22 protein-coding genes are annotated in these 22355 nt (G+C 64.7%); 16 read left to right on the top strand and 6 right to left on the bottom strand.

Features of this window, described 5'->3' with window-relative positions:
* Positions 1-151: 151 nt before the first annotated feature.
* Both greA and ACE10X_RS08310 read left to right on the top strand, forming a co-directional pair.
* Entirely contained in the window at positions 152-625 is a 474-nt protein-coding gene (gene greA / locus ACE10X_RS08315; RefSeq protein ID WP_018269816.1) for a transcription elongation factor GreA, read from the top strand.
* Between the two features lie 353 nt (positions 626-978).
* Positions 979-1383 carry a DoxX family protein gene (locus tag ACE10X_RS08310; protein ID WP_028344087.1) on the top strand — a complete coding sequence of 135 codons (405 nt, stop codon included), beginning with the start codon at positions 979-981 and terminating at the stop codon, positions 1381-1383.
* Positions 1384-1597: 214 nt separating this feature from the next.
* Here the strand turns inward: ACE10X_RS08310 and ACE10X_RS08305 are convergent, their stop codons facing one another.
* A complete protein-coding gene (locus ACE10X_RS08305; RefSeq protein WP_016845095.1) occupies positions 1598-2077 on the bottom strand; it encodes an Lrp/AsnC family transcriptional regulator in 480 nt (159 codons plus the stop codon).
* Between the two features lie 281 nt (positions 2078-2358).
* On the opposite strand from ACE10X_RS08305, the gene trxB reads away from it, so the two are divergent.
* The 3 genes from trxB (at position 2359) to ACE10X_RS08290 (ending at position 5701) form a co-directional block, all read left to right on the top strand.
* On the top strand, positions 2359-3324 hold the full coding sequence (gene trxB / locus ACE10X_RS08300; protein ID WP_038386881.1) for a thioredoxin-disulfide reductase: 966 nt from the start codon (positions 2359-2361) through the stop codon (positions 3322-3324).
* A 2-nt stretch (positions 3325-3326) separates the two neighbouring features.
* A complete protein-coding gene (locus ACE10X_RS08295) occupies positions 3327-4247 on the top strand; it encodes a LysR family transcriptional regulator (protein WP_028344089.1) in 921 nt (306 codons plus the stop codon).
* Positions 4248-4777: 530 nt separating this feature from the next.
* Positions 4778-5701, top strand: coding sequence for a 4-hydroxy-tetrahydrodipicolinate synthase family protein (locus ACE10X_RS08290; protein WP_375764152.1), 924 nt, complete (start codon positions 4778-4780; stop codon positions 5699-5701).
* A gap of 96 nt (positions 5702-5797) precedes the next feature.
* Here the strand turns inward: ACE10X_RS08290 and ACE10X_RS08285 are convergent, their stop codons facing one another.
* Positions 5798-8191: a heavy metal translocating P-type ATPase gene (locus ACE10X_RS08285; RefSeq protein ID WP_038386883.1), complete on the bottom strand. Its 2394-nt coding sequence runs from the start codon at positions 8189-8191 to the stop codon at positions 5798-5800.
* A 65-nt stretch (positions 8192-8256) separates the two neighbouring features.
* Between ACE10X_RS08285 and ACE10X_RS08280 the strand changes: the two genes are divergently transcribed.
* On the top strand, positions 8257-8532 hold the full coding sequence (locus tag ACE10X_RS08280; protein WP_018269815.1) for a metal-sensitive transcriptional regulator: 276 nt from the start codon (positions 8257-8259) through the stop codon (positions 8530-8532).
* A 286-nt stretch (positions 8533-8818) separates the two neighbouring features.
* Positions 8819-9760 carry an IS110 family transposase gene (locus tag ACE10X_RS08275; protein ID WP_375764151.1) on the top strand — a complete coding sequence of 314 codons (942 nt, stop codon included), beginning with the start codon at positions 8819-8821 and terminating at the stop codon, positions 9758-9760.
* 576 nt (positions 9761-10336) lie between these two features.
* Here the strand turns inward: ACE10X_RS08275 and ychF are convergent.
* From ychF to ACE10X_RS08255, 4 genes are all read right to left on the bottom strand, one after another.
* Positions 10337-11434, bottom strand: coding sequence for a redox-regulated ATPase YchF (gene ychF / locus ACE10X_RS08270; RefSeq protein ID WP_018269814.1), 1098 nt, complete (start codon positions 11432-11434; stop codon positions 10337-10339).
* Positions 11435-11495: 61 nt separating this feature from the next.
* Positions 11496-12110, bottom strand: coding sequence for an aminoacyl-tRNA hydrolase (gene pth / locus ACE10X_RS08265; protein WP_038388186.1), 615 nt, complete (start codon positions 12108-12110; stop codon positions 11496-11498).
* A gap of 55 nt (positions 12111-12165) precedes the next feature.
* Positions 12166-12888, bottom strand: coding sequence for a 50S ribosomal protein L25/general stress protein Ctc (locus tag ACE10X_RS08260; protein WP_304557537.1), 723 nt, complete (start codon positions 12886-12888; stop codon positions 12166-12168).
* A gap of 256 nt (positions 12889-13144) precedes the next feature.
* Positions 13145-13405, bottom strand: a complete 261-nt coding sequence (locus tag ACE10X_RS08255) for an accessory factor UbiK family protein (RefSeq protein ID WP_038388183.1) — start codon at positions 13403-13405, stop codon at positions 13145-13147.
* Between the two features lie 178 nt (positions 13406-13583).
* On the opposite strand from ACE10X_RS08255, the gene ACE10X_RS08250 reads away from it, so the two are divergent.
* The 9 genes from ACE10X_RS08250 (at position 13584) to ACE10X_RS08210 (ending at position 22061) form a co-directional block, all read left to right on the top strand.
* Positions 13584-14318: a dienelactone hydrolase family protein gene (locus ACE10X_RS08250; protein ID WP_018269811.1), complete on the top strand. Its 735-nt coding sequence runs from the start codon at positions 13584-13586 to the stop codon at positions 14316-14318.
* Positions 14319-14333: 15 nt separating this feature from the next.
* Positions 14334-15176 carry a prolipoprotein diacylglyceryl transferase gene (gene lgt, locus ACE10X_RS08245; protein WP_038388182.1) on the top strand — a complete coding sequence of 281 codons (843 nt, stop codon included), beginning with the start codon at positions 14334-14336 and terminating at the stop codon, positions 15174-15176.
* A 99-nt stretch (positions 15177-15275) separates the two neighbouring features.
* The gene (locus ACE10X_RS08240) at positions 15276-16334 is read left to right on the top strand and encodes a class I SAM-dependent methyltransferase (protein ID WP_051003282.1); all 1059 of its coding nucleotides are present in this window, start codon (positions 15276-15278) and stop codon (positions 16332-16334) included.
* Positions 16331-17098, top strand: coding sequence for a peptidoglycan editing factor PgeF (gene pgeF, locus ACE10X_RS08235; protein ID WP_375764150.1), 768 nt, complete (start codon positions 16331-16333; stop codon positions 17096-17098). Before ACE10X_RS08240 ends, pgeF begins: the two co-directional genes overlap by 4 nt.
* Positions 17099-17172: 74 nt before the next feature.
* A complete protein-coding gene (locus ACE10X_RS08230; protein ID WP_038388179.1) occupies positions 17173-18105 on the top strand; it encodes a MerR family transcriptional regulator in 933 nt (310 codons plus the stop codon).
* A 102-nt stretch (positions 18106-18207) separates the two neighbouring features.
* Positions 18208-18828: a hypothetical protein gene (locus tag ACE10X_RS08225; RefSeq protein WP_038388178.1), complete on the top strand. Its 621-nt coding sequence runs from the start codon at positions 18208-18210 to the stop codon at positions 18826-18828.
* A 180-nt stretch (positions 18829-19008) separates the two neighbouring features.
* The gene (locus ACE10X_RS08220) at positions 19009-19962 is read left to right on the top strand and encodes a ribose-phosphate pyrophosphokinase (protein WP_028344316.1); all 954 of its coding nucleotides are present in this window, start codon (positions 19009-19011) and stop codon (positions 19960-19962) included.
* Between the two features lie 302 nt (positions 19963-20264).
* Positions 20265-21539, top strand: a complete 1275-nt coding sequence (locus ACE10X_RS08215) for a tyrosine-type recombinase/integrase (RefSeq protein ID WP_375764149.1) — start codon at positions 20265-20267, stop codon at positions 21537-21539.
* A gap of 129 nt (positions 21540-21668) precedes the next feature.
* Positions 21669-22061 (top strand): hypothetical protein, encoded by a 393-nt coding sequence (locus ACE10X_RS08210; protein ID WP_375764148.1) that lies wholly within the window; start codon positions 21669-21671, stop codon positions 22059-22061.
* Positions 22062-22355: the final 294 nt, after the last annotated feature.

The raw sequence follows: 22355 nt of genomic DNA, 5'->3' as shown, positions 1-22355 counted from the left end.
TGGAACTCACCGCGCGATTGGATGTTGTCACGGCCCTTAGCGGGGCCGAAAATCACTGGGCTTCCGGGCGCGTTGGCGCCCTGATTCCTGCGTTAGCTGAACTGGATATTCGTGCACGGCCGCCGGGCGCGCGCGATGAAGGACGAAGATGATGGATAAGGTTCCGATGACCGCGGGCGGATACGCCGCGCTGACGGACGAGTTGAAGCATCGCCAATCGGTGGATCGTCCGCGCATCATCGAACACATCGCGGAAGCGCGCTCGCACGGCGATCTCTCCGAGAACGCCGAGTATCACGCCGCCAAGGAAGAGCAGTCGCACAACGAGGGCCGCATCGCCGAGCTCGAGGACAAGCTCGCGCGCGCCGACATCATCGACATTTCGAAACTGTCAGGCGACACCATCAAGTTCGGCGCGACCGTGACGCTGATCGATGAGGACACCGAGAAGAAGGCGGTGTGGCAGATCGTCGGCGAAGTCGAGGCCGATGCCAAGAAGGGCCGCATCTCCATCACCTCGCCGCTTGCGCGCGCGCTGATCGGCAAGAAGAAGGGGACCACCGTCGAGGTGATGGCGCCGGGCGGCGCCAAGGCCTACGAGATCACCAAGGTCGAGTGGCGGTAGTTACCTTCACGTGACTGGTGCAGAAAAGCCGCGTCCCGCACGCGGCTTTTTTTATGCCCCGCGTTTCACCCCGGTCTGACAGCAATGTGAGTGGAGAGCCGCTGCACGCCATGCCAGTGAGGCCGTGACATTATTATGCAGTATAATCATGTCGGGGGACGGAGTTCGGGCTGACGATCGCGTCGCAACACGCATCGCTGCGCGTCACCGTGCCGCTGCCACGTTCTCTCGCAACTGCCATCGCGCGAGGAATGATTCCAGGCGCAAGGTGTTGACATCACACTCTGGTGGCGGACACCGTGTGTTTCTGCATCTTGCAACGTTCCAGTGTGTCAAACAGGGGGTCAATGACAATGGACCAGATGTTCTCCAAGTTTCAGCCGGTGGCGCTCAGCCTGTTCCGGTTCATCACCGGACTGCTGCTGTTTCAGTACGGCGTCGCGAAGATCTTCAAGTTTCCGGTGGTCGCGTATTTCGCCAATATCCCGCCGTTGATCCAGGCTGCGGGCTGGCTTGAACTGGTGCTCGGCGCGCTCCTGATGCTCGGCCTGTTCTCGCGGCTGGTCGCGTTCATCCTGTCGGGCGAGATGGCGTTCGCCTATTTCCTCGGCCACATGTTCAAGAACCCGGCCGAGCCGGTGTTCCTGCCGCTGCTCAACAACGGCACCGCGGCGATCCTGTTCTGCTTTGCCTGCCTCTACCTCGCGACCTCGGGTCCGGGCCCGATCAGCGTCGACGCTGCGATGGGGAAAAGGTAGCAGCGCGATCTCACCTCCCCCTTGCAAAGGGGAGGTCGGTTTGCGCTGAAAGTGCAAACCGGGTGGGGATCTGTTTCCACGCAACGCTCTCGCTTGCGGCTTGACCCCACCCTGCCCTCCCCCTTTCAGGGGGAGGGAGAAGAAAGCGATCAGCCGAAATGCACGTCGTCCGATTCAAGCGTCGCTGCGCGAAGCAATCACGTCATGGATCGCGTCAGCCGACCGCCTTCAATCCCAGCGGCACCGCGGCCTCGTATTTCGAGTTGTGCAGCACCAGTGACGTCCTGACGTTGCGCACATGCGGCGCCGCCGTCAGATGGGTGACGAAATCCTGGAACGTCGCCATGTCGGGCGCGACGCATTTGAGGATGAAGTCGACTTCGCCCGACAGCATCCAGCATTCCCGCACCAGCGGCTCGGCGCGCACGAAATTCTCGAAGGCGCGGAGATCGGCGTCGGCCTGGCTCGACAGATGCACCGAGGCGAACACCGTGACGTCGTAGCCGAGGCGGCGCGGATCGAGCAGGCCGCGGTATCCCTGGATGTAGCCTTCCTCCTCCAGCGCCCGGACCCTGCGCAGGCAGGGCGGCGGCGAGATACCGACGCGTTTGGCCAGTTCCACATTGGTGATTCGGCCATCGGCCTGGATCTCGGCGAGGATTTTGAGGTCGATCTCGTCAAGGTTCTTCGACACGCGACTACAGTTCCCTAAGGGTTTGGAAGCTTGGCAGGTCCGCCGGCAACTCTCATAGCGCAGCCAGCCGGCATTGCGCAATTTTATTGCGCGTGCAGCGCACGATTTCGCGAATGTGACTTCAGTTCCGGGGAAAAATCGCTGCCATGGATTGCAAATCTTGCATAGCTTCCCAGATATCCTAGACTTGGATTTGACACTTTTAGCACCGCCGTGACCTGCCTCCGGGGTGCTTCCCACACAAGTCCCCGTCAAAGTCCCCAGAAGAGAGGGATCAGCTAATGCCCGCGCCTGTCCACGCCAAGGTCGTCATCATCGGGTCCGGCCCCGCCGGCTACACCGCAGCGATCTACGCGGCACGCGCGATGCTCGAGCCGGTGCTGATCCAGGGCATCCAGCCGGGCGGGCAGCTCACCATCACCACCGACGTCGAGAACTATCCCGGCTTCGCCGATGTGATCCAGGGCCCCTGGCTGATGGAGCAGATGGAGAAGCAGGCGGCCCATGTCGGCACCAAGATCGTCACCGATCACGTCAACAAGCTGGAACTCGGCCAGCGCCCGTTTCGCCTGACCTGCGATTCCGGCGACGTCTATCTCGCCGAGACCGTGATCCTCGCCACCGGCGCCCAGGCGCGCTGGCTCGGCCTGCCCTCGGAAGCAAAGTTCCAGGGCGGCGGCGTGTCGGCCTGCGCGACCTGCGACGGCTTCTTCTACCGCGGCAAGAACGTCGTGGTGGTCGGCGGCGGCAACACCGCGGTCGAGGAAGCGATGTACCTGACCAATCACGCCTCCCAGGTCACCATCGTGCATCGCCGCGATCATTTCCGCGCCGAGCGCATCCTGCAGGAGCGGCTGTTCAAGAATCCCAAGATCAAGGTGGTGTGGGATTCGGCGATCAACGAGATTTGCGGATCGGAGAACCCGAACAAGGTCACCCATGTGCGGCTGAAGAACGTCAAGACCGGCGCGCTCACGAACCTCAAGACCGACGGCGTCTTCATCGCGATCGGCCATGCGCCGGCGACGGAGCTCGTCAAAGGCCAGATCAAGCTGAAACCGTCGGGCTATGTCGAGGTCGCGCCGAACTCCACCGCGACCTCGATGCCCGGCCTGTTCGCCGCGGGCGACGTGGCGGATGAAACCTTCCGGCAGGCGGTCACCGCCGCCGGCCTCGGCTGCATGGCTGCGCTCGAGGCGGAACGCTTCCTGGCTCTTCGCGCGAGCGATCGCGCAGCGGCGGAATAATCATGGCACGATCTCGCGACGGATTTACGGATATGGATTGGGACAAGCTGAAGGTCTTTCACGCAGCGGCGGAGGCGGGCAGCTTCACGCATGCCGGCGAACAGCTTGGCCTGTCGCAATCGGCGGTCTCCCGCCAAGTCAGCGCGCTGGAGCAGGAGCTCTCGGTGTCGCTGTTTCACCGCCACGCCCGCGGCCTGATCCTCACCGAACAGGGCGACCTCTTGTTCCGCACCGCGCATGACGTGTTCATGCAGCTGCAGGCGGCCCGCGCAAAGCTCACCGACAGCCGCGAGCGGCCGAGCGGCGACCTCAAGATCACGACGCCGCCGGCGCTCGGCATCAACTGGCTGATCCCGCGGCTCGACGAGTTCACCGCGCTCTATCCCGACATCCGGATCTCGCTGATCGTCACCGACGAGGATCTCGACCTCTCGATGCGCGAGGCCGACGTCGCGATCCGCACCCGCAAGCCGACCCAGCCGGACCTGATCCAGCGCAAGCTGTTCTCGATCGGCTTCCATGCCTATTGCTCGCCGGAATACATCAAGCGCTTCGGCACGCCGCGCACGCTCGATGATCTCGACTCGCACCGCATCATCATGCTCGGCGACTCGCAGGTGCCGCCGCATCTGCAGAACCGCAGCTGGCTGATCGATGCCGGCCGCAACGGCTCCGGTCCGCGCGAGCCCTACTTCAAGGTCAACAACATCCTTGGTCTCGTGCGCGCCTGCCAGCAGGGCCTCGGCATCGCCGCGCTGCCGGACTATCTGGTCGAACAGAACAACCTCGTGCAGCTGTTCGGCGAATCCGACTCGATCGCGCTCGACACCTACTTCGTCTATCCGGAAGAGCTGAAGACGGTGGCCCGCGTGCAGGTGTTCCGCGATTTCGTGGTCAGCAAGGCGCAGCGCTGGCCGTCGTGATTAAGCGGCCCTTATAGGGCTGGTTTATAGGGATATCCGTGCTGCCCCCGGTCTCCGCATGACTGACATGCGACCTGGATAGTTGCTGCAAGGCGTCGATGGGGATCATAGTGCTTACACGCTGAGCGTTCGCGTCGCGCATATGTCCCCCTCCTCCAGTGGCGCGGAAGTTCAGTAATCCCTCTTGGAAGGTGATTGTGTCGGCCTCACGTGGCCAATACCTTAAGCCGGGCTCACTTGAGCCCGGCTTTTTTTCTTCGCCGTGCCTTTTCATCTTCACGTCATGCGCAAAACGCGCCGCACGCGCCGATCAGCATGTGCATTGACAACAACCTCGCAGCGCAGCATCATTATCCCATGATCACGACTTCGTGCGCCGTTCTGTCGTCGAAAAAAGCTCCCCTCCCGGGGACACGAGATCGCGCGCGATAAGATCACCTTCGCATTCAAACCGATCCCGAAACCCCGCCGCCTGGACGGGGTTTTTTGTTGGTCCCGTCTCCGGCCTTGCCTTCTTGAGGAGATGGAACATGACCGATCTACACCAGCAATTGCAGGGCCTCTGGCTGCCCCTGATCACGCCATTCCGTAACGGCGAGCTCGACGTCACCTCGCTGCGGCGTCTCGTACGGCACTACGCCAATGGCCCCGTCGACGGGTTCATTCTCGGCGCAACCTCAGGCGAGGGCATGGCGCTCAGCATGGACGAGCTGGAGGGCCTGGTGAGCGTCGTGCTCGACGAGCTCAGTGCCAGCTCCCGCCATTTGCCGGTCTGCCTCGGGCTCTCCGGCGCCTCGACCGCCAGGATGAAGGAAGCGCTGGACGACACGGCCGACTGGCCGATCAACGGCTATTTGATCGCAAGCCCCTATTATATCAGACCCTCGCAACGCGGACTCGTGCAGCACTTCAACGCGTTCGCCGATCACACGTCGTGGCCGATCGTGCTTTACAACATCCCCTATCGCACGGCGGTGAACCTGACCAACGAGACGCTGCTGGCGCTCGCGGACCATCCGAACATCGTCAGCATGAAGGATTGCTGTGCCGACCGCGCGCAGTCGATCGACTTCCTCAACCGCCGGCCGGCCGGCTTCCGCGTGCTGACCGGCGAGGATGCGCAGACTTTCGACGCGCTCTCGGACGGCGCCGACGGCGCGATCCTGCTGTCCGCACATCTGGAAACAAACACATTCGCTGCGATCCGCACGCTGTTGCAGCAGGGCCAGCGCGACGCGGCGCTGGCTGCCTGGCAGAGCGTCGTCGGCCTGACGAGGCTGTTGTTCGCCGAACCGAGCCCCGCGCCGGCCAAGCACTGGCTGTGGCGGCAGGGGCTGATCGACAGCCCCGAGGTACGGCTGCCGATGGTCGCGGTGAGCGAGGATCTCGCAACCTGGCTCGACGCCGAGATGGAACGCCGCGCGCAGCTTCTGCTGCCGGCCGAAGTCTTGTAGCCCGGATGCAGCGAAGCGAAATCCGGGGTCATCTCCACGTGGCGAGACCGGCCCCGGATTACGCTGCGCTTCATCCGGGCTACCGATCTTGCTGGCTCAATCCAGCTTCACCCGCGAAAGCCTGAGCGCATTGCCGATCACGCTGACCGAGGACAGCGCCATCGCGGCGGCGCCGACCATCGGCGACAGCAGGATGCCGAACAGCGGATACAGCACGCCGGCTGCGATCGGCACGCCTGCCGCGTTGTAGACGAACGCGAACGCCAGGTTCTGGCGGATGTTGCGCATGGTCGCGACCGACAGCCGCCGCGCGCGCACGAGGCCCATCAGGTCGCCGGTCAAAAGCGTGATGCCGGCGCTCTCGATCGCGACGTCGGTGCCGCCGCCCATCGCGATGCCGACATCGGCAGCGGCGAGCGCCGGCGCGTCATTGACGCCGTCGCCTGCCATCGCGACGGTGCGCCCCTCGCCACGCAGCCGTTGCACGACCTCGCTCTTGCGCTCCGGCAGGACGCCGGCCTCGACCTCGTCGATGCCGAGCGTCTTCGCCACCGCGCGCGCGGTGGTCTCATTGTCGCCGGTCAACATCACGATGCGCAGGCCCTCGGCACGCAGCGCCTGCAGCGCGCTCGTCGCGGACGGCTTGACCGGATCGGCAATCGCGATCACCCCGGCGATGCGGCCATCGACCGCGACATAGATCGCCGTCGCGCCGTCCCGCCGCGCGGCCTCGGCCGTCTGGTCGAGCGCGGCCGTCGCGATCTTCAACTCGGCCATCAGCACCGCGTTGCCGAGCGCAACCTGCCTGCCGTCGACCGTGCCGGTCGCGCCCTTGCCGGAGGGCGAGGCAAAATTGCTGACGGCGGCGGATGCAAGCTTGCGCTCGCTGGCAGCGGCGATGATCGCCTGCCCCAGCGGATGCTCGCTGCCCTGTTCGACGCTGGCTGCCAGGCGCAGCAGATCACTCTCGCCAACCCCTTCGGCGGCAATGACGCGCACGACCTTCGGCTTGCCCTCGGTGAGCGTACCGGTCTTGTCGATGACCAGCGTATCGATCGCCTCCATCCGCTCCAGCGCCTGCGCGTCGCGGATCAGGATGCCGGAATGCGCGCCGCGGCCGACACCGACCATGATCGACATCGGCGTCGCCAATCCCAGCGCGCACGGGCAGGCGATGATCAGCACCGTGACGGCGGCGACCAGCGCGAAGGTCAGGCGCGGCTCGGGGCCGAACACCGTCCAGGCGATGAAGGCGAGCACGGCGGCGGCGATCACCGCCGGCACGAACCAGCCGGCGACGCGATCGGCGAGCCGCTGGATCGGCGCACGCGAGCGCTGCGCCTTCGCCACCATGTCGACGATCCGCGACAGCATCGTGTCGCGGCCGACCTTCTCGGCGCGCATCACGAGGCCACCGCTCTGGTTGACCGTGCCGCCGATCACCCTCTCGCCTTCGGCCTTCGTGACCGGCATCGACTCGCCTGTGACCATGGACTCGTCGATGACTGCACTGCCCTCGACGACGACGCCGTCGACAGGCACCTTCTCGCCCGGCCGCACGCGCAGGCGGTCGCCGACCTTGATTGCGTCGATGTCGATGTCCTCGTCGCCATGCTCGGTGATGCGCCGCGCGGTCTTGGGCGCGAGGCCGAGCAGCGCGCGGATCGCGCCCGAGGTCTGCGCGCGGGCGCGCAATTCCAGCACCTGGCCGAGCAGCACCAGCACCGTGATCACGGCCGCCGCCTCGAAATACACCGCGACCGCGCCGTGCATGTCGCGAAACGCGGGCGGGAACAGCTGCGGCGCCAGTGTCGCGACCACGCTGTAGACATAGGCGACGCCGGTGCCCATCGCGATCAGCGTGAACATGTTGAGATTGCGGGTGACGAGCGACTGCCAGCCGCGCACGAAGAACGGCGCGCCGGCCCACAGCACGACCGGCGTCGCCAGCACGAACGAGATCCAGTTCGACCAGCCCTGTGGCACCAGATGCATCAGCCCGAGATGGCTGCCCATCTCGAGCACGAACACCGGCAAGGTCAGTGCGAGGCCGATCCAGAATCGCCGCGTCATGTCGATCAGTTCAGGATCCGGTCCGTCGTCGAGCGAGACCTGCTCGGGCTCCAGCGCCATGCCGCAGATCGGGCAGCTTCCGGGGCCGACCTGGCGCACCTCGGGGTGCATCGGGCAGGTGTAGATGGTGCCCGCGGGCGCGGGCGGTTCGGGTTCACGCGGCTTGAGGAATTTCTCCGGCTCGGCCTCAAAGCGCTCGCGGCAGCGGCCGCTGCAGAACAGGTACTCCTCGCCCTTGTAGCTGAAGCGGTGCTTGGCGGTCGCCGGGTTGACCTTCATGCCGCAGACCGGATCGATCGCGAACGCCGCCTCGGCCGGCGTCGTGTCGTGATCATGCTTGCCGCCGCAGCAGGAATGCGCGGCCGCGCCGTTGTGGTGATGATCCGCGTGCGAATGGTCGTGCTTTGCGTGTGCCACGAAACTCTTCCCGGCCGCTAACCCGGCCTCTTGATTTGCATACCCTAGGGGGGTATATGAGACCTATGAGAGACGAGGTCAAGACATCCTGCTTAAAACGGCTCAAACGGATCGAAGGTCAGATCCGCGGGTTGGCCGCCATGGTCGAGGACGACCGCTATTGCATCGACGTGGTGACGCAGATCGCGGCCGCGCGCGCGGCGCTGCGCCGCGTCGAGGAAGAAGTCCTCCGCGATCATGTGGCGCATTGCGTCGAGCATGCGATCTCGTCCGGCGACAAGGCCGACCAGCGGCGCAAGATCGCCGAGCTGATGGACGTGATCGGGCGCGCGGATCGGTGATCTAGGCGCCACCCCCATACTCGATGTCGTCCCGGCGAAAGCCGGGACCCATAACCACCGATGTTGGTAGGCAGCAAAGGCGACAACCAGTTTGCGCAACAACGGGGGCCGCGGCGTATGGGTCCCTGTGTCTTGGAAGTCTGTCAGGATGTGGGTGGGCGGGAAGCCGTTGGGTCCTTGGCGCTTGACGCCGCGAGCCGGCTCGGTCTCCCGCCCGTTCCATCTATCAACCTGAACAGTTGCACGAGGCTGCGCCAACAGACCTCGCATCACAGGGACAGGCACCGTGATCATAGCTCTTCGTTACGTCGGAATCGACGTCTCCAAAAAACACCTCGATATCTTTGATGAGGCTGACGGCGTGCCGAGGCGCATTGCCAACGCGACACAGGCCATCACACAGCAGGTGGCGCGTTGGCAATGCGATGCGCTGGTGGTCTTCGAGGCGACGGGTATCTATGACCTCGCGCTTCGCGAGGCGCTGCGTCAGGCCGGGATCCAGTTCGCACGGATCAACCCGGCCCGTGCCCGCGACTTTGCACGGGCCAGCGGCCTGCTCGCCAAGACCGATCCGATCGATGCGCGGATGCTGGCGGCCTTTGCGCGGGCCATGCAGCCCGCCCCCGAGCAGGTCGCCGATCCTGCACGGGGCGCCTTGGCGAGGCTTGCAAAACGGCGGGATCAGCTGGTCCTCATGCGCGCCCAGGAGAAGAACCGGCGCAGCGAGGCCGACGATCGCGCCATGGCCGAACGCATTGGCCGCCTCATCGAGGTCCTCGACAGCGAGATCGCCGAGATCGAGGCCGACATCAGCGCATTGATTAAAGCCGAAGCGCAGATCGCGGACGATGCGAAGTTAATGCGTTCGCTGCCCGGCGTGGGTCCCGTGGCCTGCATACAGCTCATCGCGCAGATGCCGGAACTCGGGCGGGTCGGACCGAAACAACTCGCAGCGCTCGCTGGCCTTGCTCCCTTCAACGTCGACAGCGGCGCCTTCCGCGGCAAGCGCAAGATTGCGGGCGGCCGAAAGCGCGTTCGTGACGCCCTTTATATGGCGGCCCTCAACGCAGTTCGCAGAGCTGATCCGTTCAAGGCCTTCTATGCACGACTGCGACAGGCCGGAAAACCAGCCAAACTCGCCCTCATCGCCGTCGCCAGGAAGCTGCTCACGGTCCTCAATGCCATGATGCGAGACCGAAAGCCGTACCTGCAGACCAAACCAACATAACAGTTGCCGGGTCGCGCCGCGCTTGCCCGGGACGACGTGGGAAAGAGCGCCGCCCGCACACTCAGTGTCGTCCCTGCGAAAGCGGGGACCCATAACCACAGGACGTGGCGATGGAGCGAGCTGGGGCCACAGCTCGTTTCGACAACGCAATCCTGTGGTTATGGGTCCCGGGTCGCGCTTCGCTTGCCCGGGACGACGTGGGAAAGAGCGCCACCCCCATACTCGATGTCGTCCCTGCGAAGGCAGGAGCCCATAACCACAGGACGTGGGGATAGAGCGAGCTGGGGCCACAGCCCGCTTCAACAACGCGACCCTGTGGTTATGGGTCCCTGGTCGCGCTTCGCTTGCCCGGGACGACGTGAGAAAGAGCGCCCCCCACACTCGATGTCGTCCCTGCGAAAGCAGGGACCCATAACCACAGGACGTGGGATGGAGCGAGCTGGGGCCACAGCTCGCTTCAACAACGCAACCCTGTGGTTATGGGTCCCGCGTCGCGCTTCGCTTGCCCGGGACGACGTGGGGAGAAAGCAAGGCTCAGTTTGCCGCCGCCGTTGCGCGCAGCTGGCGATCGCCTGCTCAGGTATTGAATCTGAAATGCATGACGTCGCCGTCGGCGACGACGTACTCCTTGCCTTCAAGCCGCAGCTTACCGGCGTCGCGCGCGCCGGCTTCGCCGTTGCCGGCGATGTAATCGGCATAGGCGATGGTCTCGGCGCGGATGAAGCCCTTCTCGAAATCGGTATGGATCACGCCGGCGGCGGCGGGCGCCTTGGTGCCGCGGTCGATGGTCCAGGCGCGCGCTTCCTTGGGGCCGACTGTGAAATAGGTGATGAGATCGAGCAGCCGGTAGCCGGCGCGGATCAGCCGATCGAGCCCGGCCTCTTCCAGGCCCAGCGTCTCCAGGAAGTCGGTGCGTTCTTCACGCGACAGCGTCGCGATTTCGGATTCGATCTTGGCCGAGATCACGACCGCGACCGCGCCCTCCTCCTTCGCGCGTTCGAACACCGCCTTGGAGAAATTGTTGCCGTCCTTGGCCGAGCCTTCCTCGACGTTGCAGACGTAGAGCACGGGCTTCGAGGTCAGGAGCCCGAGCATGCGGAACGCCCGCTCCTCCTCCGGCTTGCGCTCCAGCGCACGCGCCGGCTTGCCGTCGCGCAGCAGCACCAGCGCGCGGTTGACGAGCTCGAGCTGCTCCTTGGCTTCCTTGTCGTTGCCCTTGGCCTTTTTCGACAGGTTGTCGACGCGCTTCTCCAAGCTGTCGAGGTCGGACAGCATCAGCTCGGTCTCGATGGTCTCGATGTCGGCGAGCGGCGCGATCTTGCCTTCGACATGGGTGATGTCGGAATCCTCGAAGCAGCGCACCACATGGGCGATGGCGTCGACCTCGCGGATGTTGGCGAGGAACTGGTTGCCGAGGCCTTCGCCCTGCGACGCGCCGCGGACGAGGCCCGCGATGTCGACGAAGGTCAGCCGGGTCGGAATGATCTGCGCGGACTTCGCGACCGCCGCGAGCTTCTCCAGCCGCGGATCGGGTACCGCGACCTCGCCAACGTTCGGCTCGATGGTGCAGAACGGATAGTTCGCCGCCTGGGCGGCCGCCGTCTCGGTCAGCGCATTGAACAGCGTCGACTTGCCGACGTTAGGCAGCCCGACGATCCCGCATTTGAATCCCATGTCTTCCTCAATAATCTCTGGTTCGCCATGGCGGGCTCGTGCCGATGACGATTAAGGGAGATCAGGCCGGCTCCTCGCCGCCGTTCTCACCCTTGTCGAAAAATCCCTTGGACTGCATCGTCAGATGCACCTTGTTGGCGAACGACGCGTCGTGCCCCGCGGCCAGCAGGCCGGCATTGTCGGCGACGGCCTGGCACAAGGCCTCCACCCACGCCCGGTCGCTCTTGGCGAAGTCCGACAGCACGTGGCTGTGCACGAGCTCCTTGACGCCGGGATGACCGATCCCGAGCCGCACCCGCCGATACTCGTTGCCGATATGCGCGGAGATCGAGCGCAGGCCGTTGTGGCCGGCGATCCCGCCGCCGATCTTGACCCGCACCTTGGCGGGCGGCAGTTCGAGCTCGTCCTGGAACACGGTGATGTCGGAGGGCGAGAGCTTGAAGAAGTTCGCCGCTTCCTGCACCGCGCGCCCGGATTCGTTCATGTAGGTGGTCGGCTTCAGCAGCACGACCTTCTCACGATCCACCACGCCCTCGGAGGTCTCGCCCTGAAAGCGACGGCGCCATGGTGCGAAACCATGACGCCGTGCAATCTCATCGACCGCCAGGAAACCGATATTGTGCCGGTTGCTGGCGTATTTCGCGCCGGGATTACCGAGACCGACAAAAAGGCGCATGGCGCGGCATCCCGCGTCGGCGCGCCATCAGACGATCGCGCGCCGACCTGATCGATTACTTCTTCTTGTCGCCACCGGCGGCAGCCTTGGCACCCGCGGCCGGAGCCGCAGCACCCGCAGCCGGAGCCGCCGCAGCGGCCGGAGCTGCAGCACCCGCGGCCGGAGCAGCGCCACCGGCAGCCGCCGCAGCCGCGGCCTTCTGCTCTTCGGCATAGCCGGACGGCGGCACGATGGTGACCAGCGTCGCGTCCTCGCGGGTCAGCGACTTCACGCCCGTGGGCAGCTTGACGTCGGAGAGATGCAGCGAGTAGCTGATCTCCAGCGCGCCGACGTCGGCCTCGATGTATTGCGGAATGTTGTCGACCGAGCACTCGAGATCGAGCGCGTGGGTGACGATGTTCACGGTGCCGCCGCGCTTGACGCCCGGCGAACTTTCACCGTTCACGATGTGAAGCGGCACGCTGACGCGGATGGTCGCGCCTTCGCCGAGCCGCATGAAGTCGACATGGAGCGGGAAATCCTTCACCGGATCGAGGTGGTAGTCGCGCGGAATCACGCGATGCTTCTTGCCCTCGATATCGATGTCGAACAGCGTGGTGAGGAATCGGCCCGCCAGGATGCGCTGGCGCAGTTCACGATCGTCGACCGAGATGGTCACCGGGGGCTGGTTGTCTCCATAGATCACTCCGGGAACTCTCCCGGCGCGACGCTCTGCCCGGGCGGCCCCCTTGCCGCTCTTCGGACGCGCGGTCGCCTTCAATTCCTTGACGGTCGCCATAGCGTTAAGTCCTTGTATTTAAAAAGTTAAAGGCCGCAGCGCGGCCCATGCTCAGGTCCACAGCAAGCCTCCAGGGGTGCGGGGGCCGCGGACGTGGCGGGCTTTTAGCCCCAAAGGGCCGAAATGACAAGGAAATGAAGGGATTTTTCTTGGGTTACCGAGCGTAGCCCGGATGGAGCGAAGCGCAATCCGGGGCCGGCCCCGCGGAGGCAGTGGTCCCGGATTTCGCTTCGCTCCATCCGGGCTACATGCCGTTTCAGCCCGCCGAGCCGCCGAGCTTGGCCTCCAGCGCCGCGATCCTCGCCTTCAGCGCCTCGTTCTCCTCGCGCGCCAGGCGGGCCATGTCCTTGACCGCGTCGAATTCCTCGCGCTTGACCACGTCGAGGTCGCGCAGGATCCGTTCGGCCTGGTTGCGCATGACCGTGTCGACCTCGCGCTTGACGCCCTGGGCGGCGCCCGCGGCATCGTTCATCAGACGGCCGATCTCATCGAAAAACCGGTTGCTGGTCTGGGTCATCTGGCAAAACTCTCCGCGTTCACTGGCCTCGCGCCAAAGACAATGGCGATCTCAGCCATCCGGTTCAAGTCCGCCGCGAATGGCAGGCCTCCCGAGGCTTGCCTTGTCATGCTCCGGTTTCCTTGCAATCGTATGAACTCACAACAGAAATCGCACACATAACGCGAGCAGAAACGCCATGATCGAAGAGACCGTCGAGATCCCGACCAAGGACGGCAAGACCACCACCTTCATCACCCATCCCGAGCGCGGCGGCCCCTTCCCGGTCGTCATCTTCTACATGGACGCGCCGGCGATCCGCGAGGAGCTGCGCGACATGGCGCGCCGGCTCGGCACGTCAGGCTATTATGTGATGCTGCCCAATATGTATTACCGCGCCGGCGTGATGGAGCTCGGTCCGATCAATCCCGATCCGGAATCGCCCGAACGCAAGCGCATGTTCGAGCTGATGCACTCGCTCAACATTCCGCTGGTGATGGAAGACACCAAAGGCCTGCTCGCCTATGCCGAGACGCAGAAGGCGGCCAACACCAGCATCATCGGCACCGTCGGCTATTGCATGAGCGGCCGCTATGCGGTGAACGCGGCGACGCATTTCGGCGATCGCGTCAAGGCCGCCGCCTCGGTCTACGGCACGCATCTGGCGACCGACCAGCCCGACAGTCCGCATCTTGCCGCGCAAAAGACAAAGGCCGAACTCTATTTCGCCTGCGCCGAGACCGATATCTACGCGCCACAGGAAATCATCGAGCAGGTGAAGGCCGGCATGAAGGGATCGAACAACGAGGTGGAGATCTATCCCGGCACGCATCACGGCTTTGCGTTCCCCAAGCGCCCGGTCTATGACCGCGACGCCGCCGAACGCCACTGGGAGCGGCTGCTGGCGCTTTACCGCCGCAACCTCGTGAGCTGAGTCCCAAGACGCACGATGCCGTTCCTGCTGATCGAGTTCCCGGTGTTCAATCCCGTCGCGCTTTCGCTCGGGCCGATCGTGATCCGCTGGTATGCGCTGGCCTACATCGTCGGCATCGTGCTGGGCTGGATCTACGCCCGCTCGCTGATCAAGAAGGAGCGGCTGTGGGGCGGCCCGGCGCCGATCACGCTGCCGCAGCTCGACGATTTCATCCTCTGGGTCACCATCGGCATCATCGTCGGCGGCCGCACCGGCTATGTGTTGTTCTACAATTTGCCCTTCTTCATCGCGCATCCGGCCGAAATCCTGGAATTGTGGAAGGGCGGCATGTCGTTCCACGGCGGCTTCCTCGGCTGCGTCGCGGCAGTGATGCTGTTTGCCCGCCGCAACAACATCCCGATCCTGTCGCTCGGCGATATCACCACCGCGGTCGCGCCGATCGGGCTGTTCCTCGGCCGGCTCGCCAATTTCATCAACAGCGAATTGTGGGGCCGTCACGCCGACCCGAGCCTGCCCTGGGCCATGATCTTCCCCAATGGCGGGCCGCTGCCGCGGCATCCGAGCCAGCTCTACGAGGCCGGGCTCGAAGGCATCGTGCTGTTTGCGGCGCTGGCCGTCATGATCCGGATGGCGGCGCTCAAGCGTCCCGGCCTGATCCTCGGCAGCTTCATTGCGATCTACGGCGTTGCCCGAATCATCGGCGAGCACTTCAGGGAGCCCGACCCGCAGCTCGGCTTCCTGTGGGGCGGATTAACCATGGGCATGCTGCTGTCGGTGCCAATGATCATCGTGGGCGTTATCCTCATCACGGCCGCCGTCCGCCGCAGGGCGAGCGGTCCGGCGCCGAGTTCAACCTGAACAAGTTCAATCCAAAGCAAGTGCAATCCAAGGAAGGCCGTGAGCGAACCCTCCCCGCTGCTGGATGAGATCAGGAAGCTGATCAAGCTGTCCGGGCCGATGCCGGTCTGGCGCTACATGGAATTGTGCCTGATGCATCCGCGGTACGGCTACTATTTGTCGCGCGATCCGCTCGGCCGCGAGGGCGATTTCACCACATCGCCCGAGGTCAGCCAGATGTTCGGCGAGTTGCTCGGGCTGTGGAGCGCCTCAATCTGGCGCGCGATCGGCTCACCTGAGACGCTCCGCCTGATCGAGCTCGGCCCCGGCCGCGGCACCATGATGGCGGACGCGCTGCGCGCGCTTCGCGTGCTGCCGCCGCTCTACCAGTCGCTCAGCATCCACCTCGTCGAGGTCAATCCGGTGCTGCGCGAGAAGCAGTACGCGACACTGACGGGCGTGCGCGATATCACCTGGCACGACAGCATCGACGACGTGCCCGAGGGACCGGCGGTGATCCTTGCGAACGAATATTTCGACGTGCTGCCGATCCACCAGATGGTCCGCCGCGAGACCGGCTGGCACGAGCGCACGGTTGGGATGGATGCCAACGGCAACCTGTATTTCGCTCCCGCCCCCGAGCCGACACCGCATTTCGAGGTGCTGCTGCCGCCGCTGGTGCGCGCCGCCCCGCTCGGGGCGGTGTTCGAATGGCGGCCCGACAACGAGATCATGAAGCTGGCGACGCGGCTGCGCGACCAGGACGGCGCCGCGCTGATCATCGATTACGGCCATCTGCGCAGCGACGCCGGCGATACCTTCCAGGCGATCGCGCGCCACAGCTTCGCCGACCCGCTGAAGAACCCGGGACAGGCCGATGTGACCGCGCATGTCGATTTCCAGGCCATGGCGCGGGCCGCCGAGGATGTCGGCGCGCGCGTCCACGGACCGGCGACGCAGGGCGACTTCCTCAAGCGCCTCGGCGTCGAGGCCCGCGCCGCCGGGCTGATGGCGAAAGCAAGCCCCGAAGTCTCTGCCGACATTGCCGGCGCGCTGAAGCGGCTGACCGATTCCGGGCGCGGCGGGATGGGCTCGATGTTCAAGGTCATGGCCATCTCCGACCCGCGCCTCACCTCGATCGCCGGATTGAGCGATCAGCCTGACGAGACCGAACAATGACATTTGGATCACCGCTGCTGTCGGCTATTCCGGGCCTGCGCCATGCCTTCTTCTCGCGCGAGGGCGGCGTGTCGGAGGGCATCTATGCCGCGCTGAATGGCGGGCTCGGCTCGCGCGACGATCCGGCCAAGGTCGCGGAGAACCGGCGGCGGATGGCGGCGCAGCTCGGCGTGCCGCTCGATCACCTCGTCAGCGTGCATCAGGTTCACTCGCCTGACGTCGTGGTCGTGACCGGTCCATGGAACGGCGCCGCGCGCCCGAAGGCGGACGCGCTCGTCACCCGCACCGAAGGCCTTGCGATATCGGTCACGACGGCCGACTGCGGCCCGATCCTGTTCGTCGATCCCAATGCGCGGGTGATCGGCGCGGCGCATGCCGGCTGGAAGGGCGCGCTGACCGGCGTGCTGGAATCGACCATCGACGCGATGGAGAAGCTCGGCGCCGAGCGCGGCGGCATCGTTGCCGCCATCGGCCCGCTGATCCGCAAGGAGTCCTACGAGGTAGGCAACGAATTCGTCGAACGCTTCATCGAGGCCGATGCGGAGAACGGCATGTTCTTCATGCCCGCCGAACGCGACGGACACGCGATGTTCGATCTTGCCGGCTTCATCCGCATGCGGCTGGAAAATGCCGGCGTGCTGATGATCGACGATCTCGGCATCGACACCTATTCCGACGAGCGCTGCTTCAGCTACCGCCGCTCCGTGCATCGCAAGGAAGGCGATTACGGCCGGCTCGTTCACGCCATCGCGCTGGAAAGCTGACGCCGGGCGTCCTCCTCATTTTTGTGCGACAAGCGTCTTGACTCTCCACCTGCTGGAGACCGGACAAGCGGCGCATGACACAACGCACCTACAGCATCGGCGAGGCGGCGCGGCTCAGCGGAATTTCCGTCCGCAAGCTCCGCTTCTATTCGGACCAGGGGTTGCTGCCGCCGGCCGGCCGCACCGCGAGCGGCTATCGCGTCTTCACCGACGACGAACTGGTTCGCCTCGACCTGATCCGCTGCCTGCGCGATGCGGGGCTCGGTCTCGACGCGATCCGCGAGGTCCTGACCAAGCAGCTCTCGCTGGTCGAAGCGCTGCAGCTTCGCCTCGAGACGCTGGAAGCGGAGATCGCGGCGCAGCGCCGCGTCGCCTCGGCCCTGCGGGCTGCGTTGCGTTCACCGCAACTCACCGAAGCAGATTTGAGGAGATTCCTGACCATGACGCAGCTGTCCCGCACCGAGCGCCGCAACGTCGTCGAGCGCTTCTTCGAGAAAGTGTCCGACGGCATCAACATCGACCGGAAATGGATCCGGCAGATGATCGAGACCAGCGTGCCCGAATTGCCCGACGAGCCGACGCCCGAGCAGTGCGATGCCTGGATCGAGCTTTCGGAAATGCTCAACGACCCTTCCCTCGTCGCCAACATCCGCGCCAACGCGGAGGACGTCTGGAATCATCACGTGCTGGATCTCGCCGCCTGGCAAGCGGCCAACGAAACCGTGCTGGCGAGAGCCAGGGAGATCATCGCGCGCGACCTCGGCCCGACGTCGGAGGCCGGCCAGGCGCTGGCGCGCGACTGGCTGGAAACATCGGCGCGATTGCTGAGGCGAAAACCTGATCCGGAATTCCGCAACTGGATTCGCGGCAAATATGCCCTGCACGACGCCCGCGCCGCGCGCTATTGGGAGCTCGTCGCCATCATGCGCGGGCAATCGCCGGACGCGAGCCCGAACCGCGAATGGGCCTGGATCACCGCAGCCATGCGGCACCATCTCTCTGACTGAGCAGGGAAATCCGAAACGTCGTGGCGCGCCGCCCGGATCGGTTAAGGGCTGTGGCCGTCCTGCCCTAGACGTTAAGCCGTTTTAACGATATCGCAGGACGCAATGAGGGAAGCGTCGAACCGCCGGTTTCAAACTGGGACAGCCGCGCGCGCCGCGATCGCAGGCACGTGGCTCGCGATCGCGTGCGCGCTTGGCGGCTGCGCGGCCGGGGGCAACGTGGCCGACTCCTACGCCATGGCCACGCCGGCGAGCAGCGGCGCAACGGTTGCGTTCGAATCGATCGACGGCCCACCGCCCCAGGTGTTCGACCGCATGGTCGGCGTGCTCGACAGCGAGTCCAAGCTGCGCAGCCTGTCGATCGTGTCGCGCCAGGGCGCCGCCGCCTATCGCGTGCGCAGCTATCTGTCGGCGCAGGTGGTGCGCGGCCGCACCATGATCTCGTGGGTGTGGGACGTCTACGACAGCAACCAGCAACGCGCGCTGCGGCTCTCCGGCGAGGAGCCCGCCGGCAAGGCCGGCCGCGACGCCTGGGCCGCCGCCGACGACCTGGTGCTGCGCAAGATCGCCCAGGCCGGGTTCAGCGGCCTCTCCAGCATGCTCAATGGCGGCCCGGCGGACAGCCCCGCGCCCGCCCCGGCACCGGACCTCCGCGGGCCCACGGTGGCAAGCGCCCCGGCCTCCGCCGCGCCCGAGACCGTGGCGCTCGGCTATTCCGCCGACTAAACCCCCTTATCTCCCGGGGAAATGGGTTTTTTGCCCAGGAAAAACGGCGGCCAAGGCCGGCTAATGGGTTGCCATCGGAGGCGCCTGCCTGATATTCCCTCGCGCACCGAAAACCCGCCGGTTCTGTAAGGACTTGAGATGCTGAACGTCGTATCCAGCAAGGCGCGGGGGGAAGCATCGATGTCGGCAAAGAACGGATCAATCAAACTCGTCGCCGGCAACTCCAATCCTGCGCTGGCGCAGGACATCGCCAAGGGACTTGGCATCGAACTGACCAAGGCCGTGGTCCGGCGCTTTGCCGACATGGAGATCTTCGTCGAGATCCAGGAGAACGTCCGCGGCTCGGACATGTTCATCCTGCAGTCGACGTCGTTTCCGGCCAACGACAATCTGATGGAACTGTTGATCATCACCGACGCGCTGCGCCGTTCCTCGGCGCGCCGCATCACCGCGGTGGTGCCCTATTTCGGCTACGCCAGGCAGGATCGCCGGTCCGGCTCGCGTACGCCGATCTCGGCCAAGCTCGTCGCCAACCTGATCTCGCACGCCGGCGTCGACCGCGTCATGACGCTCGACCTGCATGCCGGCCAGATCCAGGGCTTCTTCGACATCCCGACCGACAACCTGTTCGCGGCGCCCCTGATGGTGCGCGACATCAAAGAGAAGTTCGACCTCGCCAAGGTGATGGTGGTGTCGCCCGACGTCGGCGGCGTGGCGCGTGCCCGCGGCCTCGCCAAGCGCATCAACACCCCGCTTGCCATCGTCGACAAGCGCCGCGAGCGCCCGGGTGAGTCCGAGGTGATGAACGTGATCGGCGACGTCGCCGGCTACAATTGCATCCTGGTCGACGACATCGTCGATTCCGGTGGCACGCTGGTGAATGCGGCCGAAGCGCTGATCGCGCACGGCGCCAAGGAGGTCTCGGCCTACATCACCCACGGCGTGCTGTCCGGCGGCGCCGCCGCGCGCATCGCCTCGTCGCGGCTGAAGGAACTGGTCATCACCGACTCGATCCTGCCGACCGAGGCCGTCAACAAGGCGCCGAACATCCGCCAGATCTCGATCGCCGGCCTGATCGCCGAAGCGATCGGCCGCACCGCGGCGGAAGAGTCGGTCTCGAGCCTGTTCGATTAAATCGATATTTGCTGTCGTCCCTGCGAAAGCAGGGACCCATAACCACAGCCGCTGTTGTTGCGAAGGCTGTGGCTCCAGCGTTGTAAATCAATTCGCATTGGTGGTTATGGGTCCCGGCTCAAGGGCAGGGTTTCACGTGTAGCAGCGCGTCCCACTTGGCCGCAACTAGTCCATTTGCCCCTTGCTCCAGCGTCGGCGGACTGGCAGCACGGTAGCCCACGACGCATCACGGTGCAGCACGCGGCACCAATCTAACTTTTGCCCCCTGTCATGCCCGGTGGTCGTGCTGATAGGGACAGAGGATGCGCAGAAAACTCTCCGATACGTATGTTCGCCAGCTTCCAAAGGCACCGAAGGGCAAGCGCGTTGACGTGTTCGACACCGAGGTTCCTGGCTTCGGAGTGCGTGTTACCGAAACGGGTCACAAGACATACTTCCTGTTCAAGAAGTGGCCGGGCTGCGATTTTGCTTCGCGTCGCGAGATCACGAACGCGCACTACGTCGAGGGCAACAAGAAGAAGGAGAAACTCGACGACGAGAAGAGCGGAGTCGAAGCCGCTCGCATAGTAGCGCGCGACTGGGCCGCCAAGGTCGCCTTGGGCGTCGACCCGCACGCCGAGCGCCGCGCAAAGGCGGCGGCCGAGAAGCTCGCCAGGCAGCAAGCGAAGGATATCATGTTCGAGGTTCTCGCGGAGAAGTGGTTCGCCACCATCCGGGGGCAGCGGCGCGGCCGCGAGGTCGAGAAGGACTTCGGACGCGAGTACGTCGAGCGGTTCCGCGGACGACCGGTCAACGAGATCACGAAGGCCGAGATACGCGACATGATCGAGGCGAAGGCGATCATCCACCCCGCTCAGGCGCGAAATCTATTGGGCTACGGCAAGCGCTTCTTCACGTGGCTCGTGGACCGCGACATCATTGCCTCCTCGCCGGTGCAGTTGTTGTTCGCGAAGAAAATGATCGGCGAGCGGGTCAAGCGCGAGCGCGTGCTGTCCGACGGCGAGCTTCGCGCCGTGTGGAGCGCCGCCGGAGAGCTGGGCTATCCCTACGGCCCAATCATTCGCCTCTTGATCCTGACCGGGCAGCGCCGCTCCGAGGTCGGCGATGCCGTGTGGTCGGAGTTCGATCTGGCCAAGCGAGAGTGGACGATACCCGGCGCTCGCATGAAAAAGAAGAAGGGCCATCTGGTGCCCTATACCGTCGAGATGGCCGCGATACTAGCCGACCTTCCCCGGTTCAAGGGCGGCGAATACCTGTTTTCCGCGCGAGATCACTCGAAGCCGGTCAACGGTTTCGCCAAGTGCAAGGAGCGCATCGACAAGCTGACCGGCGAGTTCAAGGAGCCTTGGGTATTTCACGACATTCGCAGGACCGTGCGCACAAACCTGTCGGACATCGACGAGCTGAGCAAGGAGATACGCGAGCGCATAGTAGCCCATGCGCAGGGAGCCATGAGCGACACATACGATCACTACGAATACGCCAAGCAGAAGCGCCGCGGCTTCGAGCTCTGGTCGGCGCGTCTGCACACCATCCTGCATCCCCCGGATAGCAACGTCGTCGCGCTGCGAGCGTGATCCGGGGGATCGGGACAGCACACGACTGCACGAAGCAGCGCGCTGTCCCACTCCGCACCACGGCTTGTAGACGGCCGGAAATATGCATGCATCTAGAGAGGCTCTACTCAAACAAAGGAGCCTACTCCAATGCGAAAGAACTCAAGCACCGCTCGCAGGAACGCGGCCAAGAAGGCCAAGCCATCATCGCGCTACCGTCAGCCGCGCATCGTGCAGTCATGGAACGCGCCGATGCGAGCCTACGTAAGTTGTCTCGCGACGGCCGCGTGGGACGACGGTAAGCGCGGCTCGCATCTCGTCGAGGCGGTCGCGGAGATCGTTCCGAAGTGGCGGTCATTCTTCGACACGCCGCCGACAGACGTCGCCCTCATGTGCCGCGCGCACAACTCCCGCTGTGGACCAACGAGCAAGACGGAGGCGCCCGAGGTCAACAGACACAAGAAGGCGATCTGGCCGGTTGCAAAGCGCGACTACAAGGCTAGAAAATTCACATTCTCCGAAGTCGCGAAGAAGGCGGCCTGAGCCGCGCGAAACCCAGCGGCTCCACGATGAGTTCGAACGGCCCATCCGCACTCCCGGGAAAAGAGCGCGGATGGGCCGCTATCGTATTGATCGATCTATGAATTTTTTCGGCCGGCTCTCCATCGACGCAACCGAGCGTCGGTCCGCTTGTGAATCGCGCAGCATTTCTCTCGTCAGCTCAAACACTTACCAGTATGTCTCGGAGGCCCGCGAGGCGTCCGCGCTCTTTTCCCATGAGCGCTGAAGGGTCGCATGTTATTGATTCTACGCTGATTATCACTTTTATCGCCGAGC

This window comes from Bradyrhizobium sp. Pha-3 (assembly GCF_042258325.1).
Lineage (GTDB): Bacteria > Pseudomonadota > Alphaproteobacteria > Rhizobiales > Xanthobacteraceae > Bradyrhizobium > Bradyrhizobium elkanii.
Note: the sequence above shows the minus strand (reverse complement) of the source record. Positions and strands in the feature narration are given on the sequence as shown.

Coding starts and splice junctions, on each gene's coding strand:
- greA (WP_018269816.1), top strand. CDS start 152: ATGGATAAGGTTCCGATGACCGCGGGCGGATACGCCGCGCTGACGGAC.
- ACE10X_RS08310 (WP_028344087.1), top strand. CDS start 979: ATGGACCAGATGTTCTCCAAGTTTCAGCCGGTGGCGCTCAGCCTGTTC.
- trxB (WP_038386881.1), top strand. CDS start 2,359: ATGCCCGCGCCTGTCCACGCCAAGGTCGTCATCATCGGGTCCGGCCCC.
- ACE10X_RS08295 (WP_028344089.1), top strand. CDS start 3,327: ATGGCACGATCTCGCGACGGATTTACGGATATGGATTGGGACAAGCTG.
- ACE10X_RS08290 (WP_375764152.1), top strand. CDS start 4,778: ATGACCGATCTACACCAGCAATTGCAGGGCCTCTGGCTGCCCCTGATC.
- ACE10X_RS08280 (WP_018269815.1), top strand. CDS start 8,257: ATGAGAGACGAGGTCAAGACATCCTGCTTAAAACGGCTCAAACGGATC.
- ychF (WP_018269814.1), bottom strand. CDS start 11,434: ATGGGATTCAAATGCGGGATCGTCGGGCTGCCTAACGTCGGCAAGTCG.
- pth (WP_038388186.1), bottom strand. CDS start 12,110: ATGCGCCTTTTTGTCGGTCTCGGTAATCCCGGCGCGAAATACGCCAGC.
- ACE10X_RS08260 (WP_304557537.1), bottom strand. CDS start 12,888: ATGGCGACCGTCAAGGAATTGAAGGCGACCGCGCGTCCGAAGAGCGGC.
- ACE10X_RS08255 (WP_038388183.1), bottom strand. CDS start 13,405: ATGACCCAGACCAGCAACCGGTTTTTCGATGAGATCGGCCGTCTGATG.
- ACE10X_RS08250 (WP_018269811.1), top strand. CDS start 13,584: ATGATCGAAGAGACCGTCGAGATCCCGACCAAGGACGGCAAGACCACC.
- lgt (WP_038388182.1), top strand. CDS start 14,334: ATGCCGTTCCTGCTGATCGAGTTCCCGGTGTTCAATCCCGTCGCGCTT.
- ACE10X_RS08240 (WP_051003282.1), top strand. CDS start 15,276: ATGCCGGTCTGGCGCTACATGGAATTGTGCCTGATGCATCCGCGGTAC.
- pgeF (WP_375764150.1), top strand. CDS start 16,331: ATGACATTTGGATCACCGCTGCTGTCGGCTATTCCGGGCCTGCGCCAT.
- ACE10X_RS08230 (WP_038388179.1), top strand. CDS start 17,173: ATGACACAACGCACCTACAGCATCGGCGAGGCGGCGCGGCTCAGCGGA.
- ACE10X_RS08225 (WP_038388178.1), top strand. CDS start 18,208: ATGAGGGAAGCGTCGAACCGCCGGTTTCAAACTGGGACAGCCGCGCGC.
- ACE10X_RS08220 (WP_028344316.1), top strand. CDS start 19,009: ATGTCGGCAAAGAACGGATCAATCAAACTCGTCGCCGGCAACTCCAAT.
- ACE10X_RS08215 (WP_375764149.1), top strand. CDS start 20,265: ATGCGCAGAAAACTCTCCGATACGTATGTTCGCCAGCTTCCAAAGGCA.
- ACE10X_RS08210 (WP_375764148.1), top strand. CDS start 21,669: ATGCGAAAGAACTCAAGCACCGCTCGCAGGAACGCGGCCAAGAAGGCC.